The organism is Streptomyces sp. NPDC056503 (assembly GCF_042794995.1).
Taxonomy (GTDB): domain Bacteria; phylum Actinomycetota; class Actinomycetes; order Streptomycetales; family Streptomycetaceae; genus Streptomyces.
Window position 1 is genome coordinate 38,195 of record NZ_JBHTST010000043.1, and the last position, 16,262, is coordinate 54,456.

The following is a 16,262-nucleotide window of genomic DNA, read 5'->3' on the forward strand; positions in this document are numbered from 1 at the left end:
CGGCAACGAAATATCAGATGCCGAAGCGAACCCCGCCCCCGGACGTACGATCAGCCCATGGACCACCCGGACCCCGCAGCGCCCCAGGCCCGCCCCCAGGGCCGGGCCGAGGACTGGACCGACGGGCACGTCGCCCGCTGGCAGCCCGTCCTGCCCGAGCTCGACCCCGTCGTCGAAGGCGCGGTCACCCGGATGAAGAAGCTCTCCGTACACCTGAGGAGGGTCCGCGAGCAGTCCCTCCTCGACTTCGACCTCGAACGCCACGAGTTCGACACCCTGCACAAGCTGGCCGGCCGCGGCGGCTCCGCCGCCCCCTCCGAGCTCGCCCAGGACCTCGACCTGGCCCCCGCCTCCGTCACCGGCCGCCTCGACGCGCTGGAGAAGCGCGGACTCGTCCGGCGCACCCCTTCCACCACCGACCGGCGCCGGGTCGTCGTCGAGCTCACCGAGTCCGGCCGCACCACCTGGCTCGGCGCCATGGACGTGCTCGGACACGAGGAGGAGCGGCTCCTCGGCGTCCTCAGCCCCGCCGAGCGCACCACCCTCAACGACCTCCTCCGCCGCGTCATGCTCCTCGCGGAGGCCGACCCGACCGTGCCCCACTGGCACGGCTGAGCACACGCGGAAGGCCCCGCCTCCCGAGGGGGAGACGGGGCCTTCCGCGGCACTCCGGAGAGGTCAGAAGCGACGCGTGATCAGCGCGCGCTTCACTTCCTGGATCGCCTTGGTGATCTCGATGCCACGGGGGCAGGCGTCCGTGCAGTTGAACGTGGTGCGGCAGCGCCACACGCCGTCCTTGTCGTTCAGGATCTCCAGGCGCTGCTCACCGGCCTCGTCGCGCGAGTCGAAGATGAAGCGGTGCGCGTTGACGATCGCGGCCGGACCGAAGTACTGGCCGTCGTTCCAGAAGACCGGGCAGGACGACGTGCACGCGGCGCACAGGATGCACTTGGTGGTGTCGTCGAAGCGCTCGCGGTCCTCGGCGGACTGCCGGCGCTCGCGGGTCGGCTCGTTCCCCTTGGTGACGAGGAACGGCATGACGTCGCGGTACGCCTGGAAGAAGGGCTCCATGTCGACCACGAGGTCCTTCAGCACCGTGAGGCCCTTGATGGCCTCGACGGTGATCGGCTTCTCGGGGTTGAGGTCCTTGATCAGCGTCTTGCAGGCGAGCCTGTTCTTGCCGTTGATCCGCATGGCGTCGGAACCGCAGATGCCGTGCGCGCAGGAGCGACGGAAGGTGAGGGTGCCGTCGACGTCCCACTTGATCTTGTGGAGACCGTCGAGCACACGCTCCTTCGGGTCGATCTCGACCTGGAAGTCCTCCCAGACCACCGCGTCCGAGACCTCGGGGTTGAAGCGGCGGATCCGGAAGGTGACCGTGATGTACGGGGAGGCGGCGGACTCCGCCTCGACCTTGTCCAGAACGGGGGTGGCCATCAGTACTTACGCTCCATCGGCTGGTAGCGGGTCTGGACGACCGGCTTGTAGTCGAGACGCACGGTCTCGGAGCCGTCCTCGCCGACCTCGCGGTACGCCATCGTGTGGCGCATGAAGTTGACGTCGTCGCGGTTCGGGTAGTCCTCGCGGTAGTGACCGCCGCGGGACTCCTTGCGCGCCAGGGCCGAGACGGCCATGACCTCGGCCAGTTCGAGCAGGTTGCCCAGCTCGATGGCCTCCAGGAGGTCGGTGTTGAAGCGCTTGCCCTTGTCCTGGATGGACACGTTCCGGTAGCGCTCGCGCAGCTCGGCGATCTTGTCGACGGCCGTCTTGATGGTCTGCTCCGTGCGGAACACCATCACGTTGGCGTCCATCGTCTCCTGGAGCTCGCGGCGCAGGTCGGCGACCCGCTCGCTGCCCGTGGAGTTGCGCAGGTTCTCGATCTGCGCGACGACCAGGGACTCCGGGTTCTCCGGCAGCTCGACGTAGTCGTGCTTGTGGGAGTACTCGGCGGCGGCGATGCCCGCGCGGCGCCCGAAGACGTTGATGTCGAGCAGCGAGTTGGTGCCGAGGCGGTTGGCGCCGTGCACCGACACGCAGGCGACCTCGCCGGCCGCGTACAGGCCCGGGACGACGGTGGTGTTGTCCGACAGGACCTCACCCTCGACGTTGGTCGGGATGCCGCCCATGGCGTAGTGCGCGGTGGGCTGGATCGGGATCGGGTCCGTGTACGGCTCGATGCCGAGGTACGTACGGGCGAACTCGGTGATGTCCGGGAGCTTGGCGTCGAGCTGCTCCGGCGGGAGGTGCGTCAGGTCCAGGTAGACGTGGTCGCCCTCGGGACCGCAGCCGCGGCCCTCGCGGATCTCCGTGTAGATGGAGCGGGAGACGACGTCACGGGACGCGAGGTCCTTCATGACCGGCGCGTACTTCTCCATGAAGCGCTCGCCGTCCTTGTTGCGGAGGATGCCGCCCTCACCGCGGGCGCCCTCCGTCAGCAGGATGCCCATGCGCCAGATGCCCGTCGGGTGGAACTGGAAGAACTCCATGTCCTCCAGGGGCAGGCCGCGGCGGTAGCAGGCGGCCTGGCCGTCACCGGTCAGGGTGTGGGCGTTGGAGGTCACCTTGAAGAACTTGCCGGTGCCGCCGGAGGCGTAGATGACCGCCTTCGCCTGGAAGATGTGGATCTCGCCGGTGGCCAGCTCGTACGCGACGACGCCGGCGGACTTCTTGACGCCGTCGACCTCGGTGATCAGCTGGTCCAGGACGTAGAACTCGTTGAAGAACTCCACGCCCTCCTTGACGCAGTTCTGGTACAGCGTCTGGAGGATCATGTGGCCGGTGCGGTCCGCGGCGTAGCAGGACCGGCGGACCGGCGCCTCGCCGTGGTTGCGGGAGTGGCCGCCGAAGCGGCGCTGGTCGATGGTGCCGTCCGGGGTCCGGTTGAACGGCAGGCCCATCTTCTCCAGGTCGAGGACGGCGTCGATGGCCTCCTTCGCCAGGATCTCGGCGGCGTCCTGGTCGACCAGGTAGTCACCGCCCTTGACCGTGTCGAAGGTGTGCCACTCCCAGTTGTCCTCCTCCACGTTGGCCAGCGCGGCGGCCATGCCGCCCTGCGCGGCGCCCGTGTGGGAGCGGGTGGGGTAGAGCTTCGTCAGCACGGCGGTGCGGCTGCGCTTCGTCGCCTCGATGGCGGCGCGCATGCCGGCGCCGCCGGCGCCGACGATGACGGTGTCGTACTTGTGGATCTTCATTGGGTGGTTACCTCAGCCCCGTGCCTAGCGGATGTTCGGGTCGAAGGTGAAGATCACCAGCGTGCCCAGAAGGATGGTGAACACCGTGGCGGTGTACAGCAGGCCCTTGAGCCACAGGCGCGTGTTGGGGCGCTCCGCGTAGTCGTTGATGACGGTACGGAGGCCGTTGGCGCCGTGCAGCATGGCGAGCCACAGCATCAGCAGGTCCCAGACCTGCCAGAACGGGGACGCCCAGCGGCCGGCCACGAAGGCGAAGCCGATCTTGGAGACGCCGCCGTCCAGGAAGAGCTGGATCAGCAGGTGGCCGAGGACGAGGACCACGAGGACGACGCCCGAGAGGCGCATGAAGAGCCACGCGGCCATCTCGAAGTTGCCGCGGGTCGCGCGCGGGGTCTTGCCCGTGCGCTTGCGGGGGGCCTCGATGTAGGGGGCGGGGTTGTCCACGTCGTAGGCGGCGCCCTCGACGGGACCGATCGCGGAGGTGGTGTCAGCGGACATGTCTGGCGTCAGCTCCCGAACAGTTCACGTGCGGCGTGGCCGAGGACGGGGTACAGCGAACCCGCCATCAGCACGACCCAGATGCCCACGACGGTCCAGAGCATCTGCTTCTGGTAGCGAGGGCCCTTGGACCAGAAGTCCACGGCGATGACCCGGAGGCCGTTCAGCGCGTGGAAGAGGATGGCGGCGACCAGGCCGTACTCCAGAAGAGCGACGATCGGCGTCTTGTAGGTCGCGACGACCTCGTCGTACGCCTCGGGGGAGACGCGGACGAGAGCGGTGTCCAGCACGTGTACGAACAGGAAGAAGAAGATGAGGACGCCGGTGACTCGATGAGCCACCCAGGACCACATTCCTTCCCGGCCGCGGTACAGCGTTCCAGCCGGCACGGAAAAACCCTCCGGGAGCGGGGATCAGGGGCCCGGCCGGCTTCTCTGTCGGTCTGGCCCGGCCGGGTACGGTCCACCGGCCCCGGTCATCGTAGCGACGACTTGTCGGTTCGCTCGCGCGGGGTCCTTCAGTGTGATCAAACAGGCACGGACGGGCTATCGTCCGAGGCGGATTCGGCCCATTCCGGGGAGAATCACAGGTTCCCCCGGTGAAAGGTGAGCCCTCGGGCGAGCGTGAAGGCGAGTCGGGAGCGGGCCAGCCGGCGCAGTTCGTCGGCCGCGACGGCGCGCTCCTCCTCCGGTTCGTTGCCCAGACGTGACCGGATCGCGGCCAGGACGGCGTCCAGCCGCTCGCCCGGCCGCACCCCGTCCAGACTGATGACGAACGCATGGCCGAAACGGCTCTCGTACGCGGCGTGGGCGGCGCGCAGCGCGGTCCGGGCGGCCGGCGGCGCGTCCGGGTGCGGCGGCGCGGAGGACTCGGCGGCGAGCGCCTCGTCGAGATCGGAGCCGGCGAGGTCGTACCCCGCCTCCTCGGCGGCGGCCAGCAGCGCGTCCACCGTGGGGTAGGGCCGGTGGGCGGCGATCCGCTCGGCCCAGCGGCGGCTGTGGCAGCAGGAGAGCAGCAGCTCCACGGCCTCGGCCGGGGCGGCGGCGTTGAACGGCAGCAGGCCGTGCGGGGCGCCGGGGGACTTCTGGGCGGGTATGGCAGGCGCGTCCGCCGGTCCCGGCTTGCGGCAGGGGACGTGGGTGTCGCTGGTCAGCGTGGGCTCCGGGACGGCGGGACGAGTGGGGTGGACGTGACGCAACGTTATCGACGGGACGGGGGAAGTGTCCGACGAGTGCGCGAATTTCACCCGGAAGGGAGAGTTTAGGAACGTGTGATGGACGTGAAGGTTCCGTTCTGGTGGGTGGAGAGGCGGGGCCCGGCGATTGGCCGGTCCGTCCCGGGTGCGGGAGGATGCCAGTGATGCGGTACTCCCCACGAGGCCCCCTGCGGGGCCCGGCTCTCCTGGCGGCCGCGGTGGCCCTGACCACCGTGGCGGCCTGCTCGAACGGCTCCCCCTCCGGTACGGACACCCCCTCCCCGGCCCCCTCCGGTACGGGACCGGCGGCGACGACCTCGGCCGCGAAGCCCTCTCCGACGCCGACCCCGAGCCCCACGCCCACCCGGACGTACCCGCTCTCCACCGCCCCCCGCACCGTCCCCGCCGTCCGCTCCCACGAGCCGGCCCGCGGCCCCGGCTGGAAGCCGGCCGCGACCGCCGGGGTCGTCCTCGGCGCCGGCAGCGCGGGCCTCGCCGACGAGGGCCGGCTGCTCGCCGGGGAGCTCGGCCTGCGCTACCGCGGCGAGGCCGCGGCGGGACCGGGCGACGTCGAGCTGGCGCTCGGCGCGAAGGGCGCGGCCGAGTCGTACACGCTCACCGTGAAGGACGGCCGGGTCAGGATCGCGGGCCCCGACGAGGCCGGCGTCTTCTACGGCACCCGCACCCTCAAGCAGTCGGTGAAGGGCAGCGGCGCGATGCCCGAGGGCACGGTCGCCGACCGTCCGGCGAAGCCGCAGCGCGGGCTCAACGTCGACATCGCCCGCAAGTACTTCACCGCCGCCTGGCTGGAGGACCGGATCCGGGAGATGGGCGACCTCAAGCTGAACCAGCTGGGGCTGCACTTCTCCGACGACCAGGGCTTCCGGATCGCGTCGGACTCGCACCCCGAGGTCGTCTCGGAGCGGCATCTCACCAAGGCGGAGGTCCGCCGGATCCTCGCGCTCGCGGCGAGCCGGCACGTCACCGTCGTCCCCGAGATCGACTCGCCGGGGCACCTCGGCGCGGTCATCGCCGCCCACCCGGACCTCCAGTTGGTCAGCGCGAGCGGCCGCACCCCGCGCGGCGCGGTCGACATCTCCGACCCGGACGCGGCCCGGATCGTCGATGACCTGCTGCGCGAGTACACGGCCCTCTTCCCCGGCGCCTACTGGCACCTGGGCGCCGACGAGTACGTGGCGCTGATGGCGAAGGACCCCGAGGCCAGCTACCCGCAGCTGGCGCGGGCGGCGCGGGAGGCGTACGGGCCGTCCGGCCGCGTCCAGGACCTCGCGACCGACTGGCTCAACGACCGCGCCGCCACCGTCCGGCCGACCGGCAAGACTCTCAAGGCGTGGAACGACGGCTTCTTCGCCGGCGGCGTGGTGAGCGCGGCGAAGGACATCGAGGTCGAGTACTGGACGGGCAAGGAGTACGGGGCCAGGCCCCCGCTCCCGTACCTCCAGGCGGGCCGCAGGCTGGTCAACCTCAACGACGAGTACCTCTACTACGTGCTCGGCGAGCCCAACGACTTCGCCTACCCGACCGGCCGCCGCATCTACGAGCAGTGGACGCCGCTCGTCGTCCGCGGCACCACCCCGGTCCCGGCCCGGTACGACGCCCAGATCCTCGGCGGCCGGTTCGCCGTCTGGTGCGACCTCTCCGGCGCCCAGACCCAGGCCCAGGTGGCCGCGGGCATCCGGCTTCCCCTCGCGGCCCTCTCCCAGAAGGTGTGGGACCCCCGCGAACCCGAGCGGAGCTGGGCCGACTTCCGCGCGCTGGCGGCGAAGGTGCGCGGCTGAACCGAATCCTGTTCGTCCGCCGTCCGACCCCTATGCAGCACACCGGGGCCACTGGCATGCTTTCGGCCGCCGAGTGACGAGAAAGCGCCTGCCGGCGCAGAAGTGGACGTAGAGCGTCCGCATCGGGTGGCGAGGAGGCGTCCATGACGTCGAGTACGGGTCGGAGTCTGCTGGAACTGATCGACGGGGCCGACGAACGCGGCCTCGCCGCCGCCGGGCTCGCCTGTCTGGACCGGTGCCTGCCGCTGCTCGCGCCCGAGCGCGCCGAGGTGCTGCGGCCGGTGTGGGGCGCGGTCGCGCGCGGGGACGGCGCGATGTGGGCCGAGGCCGTCGCCAAGGCGCGGGTCGAGCTGGACGGCGCGGGCGGCGAGGCCGCCGACGACGGCGGCGTCGTCACCCTGGTGCGCGCGATGCTCGACGGGGTGCCCGCCGAGTGGGCCGAGGAACCCCTGCGTGCCTGGGCCGGGCGGTGCTCGACCGTGGCGCTCACCGTGCACCGCCTCCACGACGTCAACGAGGACGGCCCGCTGCACGCCGGGGAACTCCGGCGGCAGCTGGCCGTCCTGGACTCGGTCGCCCACGGCCCGACCGGACTGCGCCGGGCCCGTGAGCTCTCCGTCGAGGGCGGCCGGGTGCTGCGCGCGGTGGTCTCGCGCCGGGCCCGCACCGCCTGAGGCTCAGCCCTCGGAGGGCGCCTCGATCGTCGCGGAGGCGATCAGCTCGGCGAGTTGCCGCTCCGCCACCGCCTTCTCCAGGCCGAGGCCGCTGAGCACGCCCTCGCCGTCCTCGTGCTCCAGGAGCGCGAGGAGGATGTGCTCGGTGCCGACGTAGTTGTGCCCGAGCCGCAGCGCCTCGCGGAAGGTCAGTTCGAGGACCTTCTTCGCCGCCGCGTCGTACGGGATCAGCGGCGGCACCTCCTCGGCGGCCGGCGGCAGCGTCGGCGTGACGGCCTCGCGCAGCCGCTCGGCGGTGACGCCCTGCGAGGTGATCCACAGGGCGGCGAGCCCCTCGGGCTCGGCGAGCAGCCCGAGCGCGAGGTGGCCGGGGACGGTCTCCGCGTTCCGCGCGGCGATCGCCTCGTTCTGCGCGGCGACGACGACCGCGCGGGCGCGCGGGGTGAAGCGGGCGAACCCGGCGTTCGGGTCCATCTTCTCGGCGTCGGGGTCCTTGGGGACGAAACGCTTCTGGGCGGCCTGGCGGGTGACGCCCATGCTGCGGCCGATGTCGGTCCAGGAGGCGCCGGAGCGGCGGGCCTGGTCGACGAAGTGGCCGATGAGGTGGTCGGAGATCTCGCCGAGGTAGTCCGCCGCGATGACCGCGCCGGAGAGCTGGTCCAGCGTGTCCGGGTGGACCTTCTTGATCGCTTCGATGAGTTCGTCGAGACGGATGCTGATCTGCGGAACCGCGGGATGCGTCATGAGGCAACCCTAGGTTGACACCCCTTGAGTGTCAACCTTCGGTTGACATCCGTCCGAGGGGAACTCTTTCGGGTGATGTGTCGTATCGCACGAAGATGGGAGAAATCGGTCGCCGATGGCCGATGGGCATCCGGAAAAGGAAGACGACCGGGGCCGCCACCCCCCACAGGAGAGGCCCCGGTCGTCGACCACGGAGCCGCAGCACGGCTCCGTACTCCATACAGCGCCGGTGGTGCGCTTTCTGTCACACCACCTGTGCGGGGAGCGAAGGTTGCAAGTTGCACAAGGTGTCCGCCCCGCGTGGACGTGACACCGGGAATCCACGTAGCGTGCTGGAACGCGAAGCGGACCCGGCGGCGATGACCAGCCCCGACTCCGCGACCGACGTGCTGACGCGCGCGCAGAACGCGACCGACGGACAGGGTTTGGGGAGTGCTGGGGGACGACGCGGAGCTGACGGCCGCGGTGCTCGCTGCGCAGGACGGGGACGAGGACGCCTTCCGTACTGTGTACCGCGCCGTGCACCCCCGTCTGCTGGGCTACATGCGCACGCTGGTCGGAGAGGCCGACGCCGAGGACGTCACCTCGGAGTCCTGGCTCCAGATCGCCCGCGACCTCGACCGCTTCAGCGGCGACGCGGACCGCTTCCGCGGCTGGGCGGCCCGGATCGCCCGCAACCGCGCCCTCGACCACATCCGGATGCGCGGCCGCCGGCCCGCCTCCGGCGGCGACGAGACCGAGCTGACCGACAAGCCCGCCGACTCCGACACCGCGGGCGAGGCCCTGGAGGCGCTCTCCACCGGCGACACCATGCGCCTCATCGCCCGTCTCCCGCAGGACCAGGCCGAGGCCGTCGTCCTGCGCGTCGTCGTCGGGCTCGACGCCAAGTCGGCCGCCGAGGCCCTCGGCAAGCGCCCCGGCGCGGTCCGCACCGCCGCGCACCGCGGCCTGAAGAAGCTCGCCGAACTCCTCGGCGTCGACACCACCGCCGGAGCGGCCGGAGCCCCCGGCGCGCCGGGGGCCGAGCCGGGCGAGGGGCCCGCCGACGACGCGCAGGGCCTCGACGGAGTACCCCCCCAACGCGGGCGGAACCCGGGGTTCATAGCCCCCGGCGGTGTGACGCATTGGCGTCCGCGTACGCAGAAGGACATGTGATGGCCGACGAGCGGTACCAGTGGCTCGACCCGGAAGCCGCGGAGCGGCTGCTCCGGGGTGAGCCCGTCGACCCCGTCGACCCCGCCGCCCGCACCCCGGCCGCGGCCCTCGCCGACGCCCTCGACGCGGCCCGCGTCTCCGCCGCCCCCGCCCCCGGCGTACCGCTCGCCGGGGAGGAGGCCGCCGTCGCCGCCTTCCGCACCGCCACCGCCGCCCGCGCGGCCGCTTCCGCCGAGGCCGGCTCCTCCGTCTCCGCCGACCTCGGACGGGTCCGGCTCGCCGCAGTCCCCGCCGCGGGCCGCCACTGGGGACGCTCGCTGCGGTACGGGCTCGCCGCCGCGCTCGCCGCCGTCACCGTCGGCGGGGTCGCCGTCGCCGCCGGGACCGGAGTGCTCCCGCTGGTCGACAAGGAGCCCTCCCGCACGGTCACCGCCGCCGAGACCGCCACCCCGACCGACCCGAGCGAACCCTCCGCCGGGATCGAACGCCACCCGGACCCCTCCCGCAGCGCGGACCCGGGCCGGCCCGCCGGCACGCCCGAACCCGGCCGCGACGCCACGGCCCGGCCCGAGGACGGCACGCTCGCGAGCCCGCGGCCCGGCGTCACCCCCTCCGGCGAGTCCGGCCGCGGCGAGGACGACGCCACCGCCCCGGACCGGTCCACCGTCGAGGCCAAGGCCAAGGCGTGCCGCGAGTACCGCGCCGGCCGCCTCGACGAAGCAGGCCGCGACCGGCTCGCCGGCGCCCTGCGCGCCGGCGAGTCCCTGCGTGCCCACTGCGACGCCCTCCTCGGCTCCGCCACGGAGAAGGAGGACGACGGGGAGGGCAAGGACAAGGGCAAGGACGACGAGGAGAAGGACGCGGGCGAGGGGGACGACGAGAGCCGGGAGAACGTCCCGGACGTCGGCCACGGCACCGTCCCGACCCCCACCGACTCCGGCCGCAAGCGCGGCAGGGGCGGCGCGGACAAGCCCGACCCGAAGGACCGGCCCAAGGCCAAGCCGAAGGCGAAGACGCAGGTCACGGCAGGTGTGCGGGCCCTCGCGCTCTGCCCGGCGGGAGCTCCCGAACCGGGGGTGTGACACTTTCGGGCCCGGCGGCGCAGTACAGAGTGAGCCGACTGGTCATCGGCCGCGCAGAGAGCCGGGGTTCCCCCCGTACCTACGGCTCCGCGCACCCGGCGCGGGTGGGACACGTTCCCCCGGTCCCACCCGCGCCCCTTCTTCCCTCCCCCTCCGCTACCAGTGGACGACGACCTTGTCGCCGACCTTGACCTGGTCGAAGAGAGCCGAGAGCTTCGCCTTGTCCCGGACGTTCACGCAGCCGTGCGAGGCGCCGTTGTAGCCGCGGGCCGCGAAGTCCGCCGAGTAGTGCACCGCCTGGCCGCCGCTGAAGAACATCGCGTACGGCATGGGCGTGTGGTAGATCGTCGACGTCCACTCCTTCGCCTTCCAGCCCACCGCGAAGGTGCCCTCGCGGGTCGGCGTGTTCTCCGAGCCGAAGCGCACGTCCATCGACGAGACCACCTGGCCGTCGATCATCCAGGCGAGGGTCCGGCTCTCCTTGCTGATGCAGAGCACCCGGCCCTTCATGCAGCGCGCGTCCGGGGTGTCCAGCTTGTTGGTGGTGGACGGCTTCAGCTCGTCCGCCGTCGGCTTCTTCGTCATGCCGAGCAGCCGCTGCCAGGTCGTCTCGTCCACCGAGCCCGTCGCGGGCAGCCCCCGCTTCTTCTGGAAGCCGGAGACCCCCTTCGCCGTGATCGAGCCGTAGAAGCCGGTGGGCGCCCGGTCGAAGTAGTCCAGCTGTCGCAGCCGCGCCTGGAGCTCCCGCACCTGCTCGTTCTCGTCGCCGTCCTTCATGAGGACCTTCGCGGAGGACGTGGGGGCCGGTGACGAGGGCTTGGCGTCGGACCCGCCGGACGCGGAACCACTCGGCGCGGGGGCGGGCGCGGACGAGGAGGGGGACGTGGACGACGGCGCGGGCGCGCTCGTCACCGGCGCCTTCGACGTCCCGCCCCCGCCCCCGGGCCCGGCCGCCTGGGCCGTACAGCCCGTGGCGACGAGCGCGACGGCGGCGGCCGCGAGAACGGCTCTGCGTATGACGGACGAACGCTTCATGGTGGTCCCCCGGGAACTCGACTGTGCCCATAGGGATGCTTCCCGCGCGCCTGTGGTTGCGCGGCCGCGCGGGCAAGCGCCGATGTTGTGAGGAAGGTCCCAGCGTGCTGGCCTCCACCGGGCCGCGTACCCGCCGCTACAGTCCGTCGCGAGGGTCGGTACGCCGGAGAGCGGCAGCAGGTCAATAGGGAGGCACCAGCACATGGCACGCGAGACGGAGTCGGGACTGCCCATCGAGCCGGTCTACGGGGCGGACGCCCTGGAGGGCTGGGATCCGGCGGAGAAGCTGGGCGAACCGGGTGCGTACCCCTTCACGCGTGGCGTGTACCCGTCGATGTACACCGGACGGCCGTGGACGATGCGGCAGTACGCCGGCTTCGGCACCGCCGTGGAGTCCAACGCCCGGTACAAGCAGCTGATCGCCAACGGCACGATGGGTCTGTCGGTCGCCTTCGACCTGCCCACCCAGATGGGCCACGACTCCGACGCGGCGATCGCGAGCGGCGAGGTCGGCAAGGTCGGCGTCGCGATCGACTCGGTCGACGACATGCGGGTGCTCTTCGACGGCATCCCGCTCGACAAGGTGTCGACGTCGATGACGATCAACGCCCCCGCCTCCCTGCTGCTGCTGATGTACCAGCTGGTCGGCGAGGAGCAGGGCGTGCCCGCCGACAAGCTGACCGGCACGATCCAGAACGACGTGCTGAAGGAGTACATCGCCCGCGGCACGTACATCTTCCCGCCGAAGCCCTCGCTGCGGCTGATCGCCGACATCTTCAAGTACTGCAAGGCCGAGATCCCGAAGTGGAACACGATCTCGATCTCCGGGTACCACATGGCCGAGGCCGGTGCCTCGCCCGCGCAGGAGATCGCGTTCACCCTCGCCGACGGCATCGAGTACGTCCGCACCGCCGTCGCCGCCGGCATGGACGTCGACGACTTCGCCCCCCGGCTCTCCTTCTTCTTCGTGGCCCGCACGACGATCCTGGAGGAGGTGGCGAAGTTCCGCGCCGCCCGCCGGATCTGGGCGCGGGTGATGAAGGAGGAGTTCGGCGCGAAGAACCCCAAGTCGCTGATGCTCCGCTTCCACACCCAGACCGCCGGCGTGCAGCTGACGGCCCAGCAGCCCGAGGTCAACCTGGTGCGCGTCGCCGTCCAGGGTCTGGCGGCCGTCCTCGGCGGCACGCAGTCGCTGCACACCAACTCCTTCGACGAGGCCATCGCGCTGCCGACGGACAAGTCCGCCCGCCTGGCGCTGCGCACCCAGCAGGTCCTCGCGTACGAGACCGACGTCACCGCCACCGTGGACCCCTTCGCCGGTTCGTACGTCGTCGAGAAGATGACGGACGACGTGGAGGCCGCCGCGCTCGAACTGATGGTCAAGGTCGAGGAGCTGGGCGGCGCGGTCAACGCCATCGAGCGCGGCTTCCAGAAGAGCGAGATCGAGCGCTCGGCGTACCGGATCGCGCAGGAGACCGACTCCGGCGAGCGGGTCGTCGTCGGCGTCAACCGCTACACGATCGACGTCGAGGAGCCGTACGAGCCGCTGCGCGTCGACCCGGCCATCGAGGCCCAGCAGGCCGACCGCCTGGCCAGGCTGCGCGCCGAGCGCGACCAGCCGGCCGTCGACGCGGCGCTCGTCGCGCTGAAGAAGGCGGCCGAGGGCACGGACAACGTCCTCTACCCGATGAAGGAGGCGCTCAAGGCCCGCGCCACCGTCGGCGAGGTCTGCGACGCCCTGCGCGAGGTCTGGGGCACCTACGTGCCCAGCGACGTCTTCTAGGACCCGGCGGACCGACGGACCGGCGGCAGGCGTAGACGCAGCTCACAGCGGAGTGTCGTACCCATGTGCGACACTCCGCTCCATGCTGGGTGTCATCGATCTGCCGACCTATCTCGCCGGGCTCGTCCTCATCATTCTCCTCCCGGGGCCGAACTCGCTCTACGTGCTGTCCGTGGCCGCCCGCAAGGGCACCAGGACCGGGTACAAGGCCGCCGCCGGCGTCTTCACCGGCGACACCATCCTGATGACCCTGGCCGCCCTCGGCGCGGCCTCCCTCCTCCAGACCACCCCGGTGCTCTTCACGATCGTCAAGTACGCGGGCGCCGGCTACCTGGCCTGGATGGCGTACGGCATGCTCCGCGCCGCCCTCGACATGTGGCGCTCCCGCCGCGAGCCCACCGGGACCGCGACCGAGGCGGCCGAGAGCGGCCCCGCCGAGCACCCGTACCGCCGGGCGCTCGTCATCAGCATCTTCAACCCGAAGGCGATCCTCTTCCTGATCTCCTTCTTCGTGCAGTTCGTGGACCCGTCCTACGCCTACCCGGCGCTCTCCTTCCTGGTCCTCGGCACCCTGCTCCAGCTCGGCAGCTTCCTCTACCTCACCACCCTGATATTCGGCGGCACCCGTCTCGCCGCCGCCTTCCGCCGCCGGCGGCGCCTCTCCGCCGGCGCCACCTCCGCGGCCGGCGCCCTCTTCCTCGGCTTCGCCGTGAAGCTCTCCCTCAGCAGCGCCGCTTGACCCTGACACCGTGTGAGGCCGTTGCGTAGGGGGCGTCATGTTCACCATCGGAGACTTCGCCCGGCACGGGCAGGTGTCGGTCCGCATGCTGCGTCACTACGACGGCATCGGACTGCTGCGCCCCGCCCACGTCGACCCGCACAGCGGCTACCGCTTCTACACCGCGGACCAGCTCGCCCGGCTCAACCGCGTCATCGCGCTCAAGGACCTCGGCTTCACCCTCGAACAGGTGGGGGCCATCCTCGGGGACGAGATCGGCGCCGGGGAGCTGCGCGGGATGCTGAGGCTGCGCCAGGCCGAGCTGGAGACGGCCCTGGAGGAGGCGCGGGCCAGGCTCGCCCAGGTCGGTGCGAGGCTCCGAGCCATCGAGAGTGAGGGACGCATGTCCACCCAGGACGTCGTCGTCAAGAAGATCCCCGCCGTCCGGATCGCCGAGCTGAGCGCGGTCGCCGCCAGCTTCGGCCCGCACGACATCAGCCCCGTCATCGGGCCGCTCTACGACGAGCTGTGCGGCCGGCTGGAGGCCGCCGGGGTCACCGGGTTCGGCCCCGGGCTCGCGTACTACGAGGACGCGGGCCGGGGGGACGGCTCGGTGCTCGTGCACGCCGGGATGACCGTGTCCGAGGGGACGGCCGTGGAGGGCGTCCTGGTGCACGTGCTGCCCGGGATCGAGGAGGCGGCGACCATCGTGCACCGCGGCTCGATGGACGACATCCTGCCGACCGTGCAGAACCTCGCCCGGTGGATCGGGACGAACGGGTACGAGTCGAGCCACTACGCCCGCGAGCTCTACCTGGAGTGCCCGGAGGACCGCTCGGGCTGGGTGACCGAGATCCAGGAGGCCATCACCCGCCCGTGAGGACGGGGGCCCGGGACCCCCGCACGGGTCCCGGGCCGGTCGCGGGCGCCTACTTCCGTAGGGCCTTGCGCAGGCGCAGGGCCCGGCGGGCCAGGCGGCGGACCCGCGGGTGGCGGGGGACCGGGAGGCCGCCCGGAAGGTCCAGGACGGTGAGCCGGCGGCGGGTGAAGTGGTGCCGGGTGCGCTCGGCGCAGGGCCCGGAGAGGTGGCGTACCGCCGCCTCCCGCAGGTCCGCCCGTATGTTCGGCTGCATCGCGAAGCCGACGGCGGCGACCAGGTCGTCGAGGCGGGCGGCGTCCGTCACCGGCTCCTCGTCCTCCGGACCCGGCACCAGCGGCGGGACGACCGCGTCGACGACCGTCAGCGGGATCCGGTTGCTGTTCTGGAACGGGGTGAGCCGCTGGAGCAGCCGCCGGGTGCCGACCCGGGCGACCGGCAGGCCGTAGAAGGCGCGGGCGGTCATCAGCGCCGTCGAGAAGCAGCCGACGACCAGCGCGGGCCGCAGCTCGCGGTACAGGACCTCGGCGAGCACCGGGCGGGTCTCCACGGAGAGCGCGGCGCCGAGCCGGGCCGCCTCCTCGCCGAGCGAGCGGGTCCAGGAGTCGGGCGCGGTGGGGTGCGGCTTGAACACGAGCCGCCGGTGGCCCCGGGCGATCGCGCCGCGCACCATGCCCAGGTGCAGCTCCTCCTCCTCCGCGGCCGTCATCAGGCCGAGCGCGGCCAGGTACTGGCCGAGGAGCAGCGCGGGGCCCTCGCCGTCGGCGGCGGGCGCGTCGGTGCCGGCCAGCTCCTCGACGGCCCGGGTGAAGGCCTCGACCGGGACGGTCTCCGGTACCGCGCCGAACTCGCCGAGCAGCAGCGGCCGCAGGCCCGGCACCAGGTCGAGGTGGAGGAGACGGGCGGCGCGGCCGCCGATCAGCGGGTCGATCTTGTTGCGGGTCGGGCCGTAGCTCATCAGACCGTCCGCGTAGACGGTGATCGCCGCCTCCGGGAGCAGCTGGGCGATGGCGAGGGCCGGGGTGACCTGGATGGACTCCAGGACCAGCTCGACGCGGTCGTCGCCGAGCCCCCACAGCTTGTGGAGGTGGCGCTGGAGCATGGGCACGTCCTGGCCGCGCGGGGTCCAGCCGCCGGGGTGGAGCGGGGAGATGGTCTCGTTCCAGGACACCACCTCGTCGAAGCGGTCGCGGATCCGGTCGAAGCCCTCGGCCTCGGTGAAGGCCGGGGCGGTCTCCGGGACGGGCGCGTTGTCGGTGACGAGGAGGATCCGCCGGCCGGCGGTGCCGAAGCAGCCGCTGTCCAGGGCGGCGGCCAGGGTGACCACGCCGTACAGGGTGGACGCGGCGAAGATCTGGGTCGTACGGGCCGTGCTCACGCGGCCACCTCCGAGGGGGTCGGGCCGGTCGCGGGGCCCCGGCCGCCCGGCGGGGCCGGCGGCGGCGCGGGGCGCCGGCGGCGCAGCCGGCGCAGGACGGCGGCCCGGTCGCCGCCCATCGCGGTCAGCGCCC

At 72.2% G+C, this 16,262-nt stretch carries 16 protein-coding genes; 8 read left to right on the forward strand and 8 right to left on the reverse strand.

The window, feature by feature from the left end:
- Positions 1-57: 57 nt before the first annotated feature.
- Positions 58-615 carry a MarR family winged helix-turn-helix transcriptional regulator gene (locus ACFQ8C_RS15735; protein WP_383457057.1) on the forward strand — a complete coding sequence of 186 codons (558 nt, stop codon included), beginning with the start codon at positions 58-60 and terminating at the stop codon, positions 613-615.
- A 63-nt stretch (positions 616-678) separates the two neighbouring features.
- Here the strand turns inward: ACFQ8C_RS15735 and ACFQ8C_RS15740 are convergent, their stop codons facing one another.
- The 5 genes from ACFQ8C_RS15740 to ACFQ8C_RS15760 form a co-directional block, all read right to left on the reverse strand.
- Positions 679-1,437 (reverse strand): succinate dehydrogenase iron-sulfur subunit, encoded by a 759-nt coding sequence (locus tag ACFQ8C_RS15740; protein WP_383457061.1) that lies wholly within the window; start codon positions 1,435-1,437, stop codon positions 679-681.
- The gene (gene sdhA, locus ACFQ8C_RS15745; RefSeq protein WP_383457063.1) at positions 1,437-3,191 is read right to left on the reverse strand and encodes a succinate dehydrogenase flavoprotein subunit; all 1,755 of its coding nucleotides are present in this window, start codon (positions 3,189-3,191) and stop codon (positions 1,437-1,439) included. Before sdhA ends, ACFQ8C_RS15740 begins: the two co-directional genes overlap by 1 nt.
- A gap of 24 nt (positions 3,192-3,215) precedes the next feature.
- Entirely contained in the window at positions 3,216-3,689 is a 474-nt protein-coding gene (locus tag ACFQ8C_RS15750) for a succinate dehydrogenase hydrophobic membrane anchor subunit (RefSeq protein WP_351099620.1), read from the reverse strand.
- A gap of 8 nt (positions 3,690-3,697) precedes the next feature.
- Positions 3,698-4,078 (reverse strand): succinate dehydrogenase, cytochrome b556 subunit, encoded by a 381-nt coding sequence (gene sdhC, locus ACFQ8C_RS15755; RefSeq protein ID WP_015035721.1) that lies wholly within the window; start codon positions 4,076-4,078, stop codon positions 3,698-3,700.
- Between the two features lie 194 nt (positions 4,079-4,272).
- Positions 4,273-4,887: a 2-oxo-4-hydroxy-4-carboxy-5-ureidoimidazoline decarboxylase gene (locus tag ACFQ8C_RS15760; RefSeq protein WP_383457066.1), complete on the reverse strand. Its 615-nt coding sequence runs from the start codon at positions 4,885-4,887 to the stop codon at positions 4,273-4,275.
- A gap of 161 nt (positions 4,888-5,048) precedes the next feature.
- Between ACFQ8C_RS15760 and ACFQ8C_RS15765 the strand changes: the two genes are divergently transcribed.
- Positions 5,049-6,683, forward strand: coding sequence for a glycoside hydrolase family 20 protein (locus ACFQ8C_RS15765; protein ID WP_383457069.1), 1,635 nt, complete (start codon positions 5,049-5,051; stop codon positions 6,681-6,683).
- Between the two features lie 143 nt (positions 6,684-6,826).
- Positions 6,827-7,357 (forward strand): hypothetical protein, encoded by a 531-nt coding sequence (locus tag ACFQ8C_RS15770; RefSeq protein WP_383457072.1) that lies wholly within the window; start codon positions 6,827-6,829, stop codon positions 7,355-7,357.
- 3 nt (positions 7,358-7,360) lie between these two features.
- On the opposite strand, the gene ACFQ8C_RS15775 is transcribed toward ACFQ8C_RS15770, so the two are convergent.
- Entirely contained in the window at positions 7,361-8,101 is a 741-nt protein-coding gene (locus ACFQ8C_RS15775) for a Clp protease N-terminal domain-containing protein (RefSeq protein ID WP_383457074.1), read from the reverse strand.
- 432 nt (positions 8,102-8,533) lie between these two features.
- Here ACFQ8C_RS15775 and ACFQ8C_RS15780 point away from each other — a divergent pair, with 432 nt between their 5' ends.
- Together ACFQ8C_RS15780 and ACFQ8C_RS15785 are read left to right on the forward strand one after the other, a co-directional pair.
- Positions 8,534-9,256, forward strand: coding sequence for an RNA polymerase sigma factor (locus ACFQ8C_RS15780; RefSeq protein ID WP_383457076.1), 723 nt, complete (start codon positions 8,534-8,536; stop codon positions 9,254-9,256).
- On the forward strand, positions 9,256-10,338 hold the full coding sequence (locus ACFQ8C_RS15785; protein WP_383457079.1) for a hypothetical protein: 1,083 nt from the start codon (positions 9,256-9,258) through the stop codon (positions 10,336-10,338). The genes ACFQ8C_RS15780 and ACFQ8C_RS15785 overlap by 1 nt, the downstream gene beginning before the upstream one ends.
- 156 nt (positions 10,339-10,494) lie before the next feature.
- Here the strand turns inward: ACFQ8C_RS15785 and ACFQ8C_RS15790 are convergent, their stop codons facing one another.
- Positions 10,495-11,373, reverse strand: a complete 879-nt coding sequence (locus ACFQ8C_RS15790) for a L,D-transpeptidase family protein (protein ID WP_383457082.1) — start codon at positions 11,371-11,373, stop codon at positions 10,495-10,497.
- Between the two features lie 202 nt (positions 11,374-11,575).
- Here ACFQ8C_RS15790 and ACFQ8C_RS15795 point away from each other — a divergent pair, with 202 nt between their 5' ends.
- The 3 genes from ACFQ8C_RS15795 (at position 11,576) to ACFQ8C_RS15805 (ending at position 14,754) form a co-directional block, all read left to right on the forward strand.
- Entirely contained in the window at positions 11,576-13,156 is a 1,581-nt protein-coding gene (locus ACFQ8C_RS15795; protein WP_383457085.1) for a methylmalonyl-CoA mutase, read from the forward strand.
- Between the two features lie 82 nt (positions 13,157-13,238).
- Positions 13,239-13,895: a leucine efflux protein LeuE gene (gene leuE, locus ACFQ8C_RS15800; protein ID WP_383457088.1), complete on the forward strand. Its 657-nt coding sequence runs from the start codon at positions 13,239-13,241 to the stop codon at positions 13,893-13,895.
- A 37-nt stretch (positions 13,896-13,932) separates the two neighbouring features.
- Complete coding sequence (locus ACFQ8C_RS15805; protein ID WP_383457090.1) at positions 13,933-14,754, forward strand: MerR family transcriptional regulator; 822 nt, start codon at positions 13,933-13,935, stop codon at positions 14,752-14,754.
- Between the two features lie 49 nt (positions 14,755-14,803).
- Here ACFQ8C_RS15805 and ACFQ8C_RS15810 read toward each other — a convergent pair whose 3' ends face one another.
- Entirely contained in the window at positions 14,804-16,129 is a 1,326-nt protein-coding gene (locus ACFQ8C_RS15810; protein ID WP_383457093.1) for a polysialyltransferase family glycosyltransferase, read from the reverse strand.
- Between the last annotated feature and the right edge of the window lie 133 nt (positions 16,130-16,262).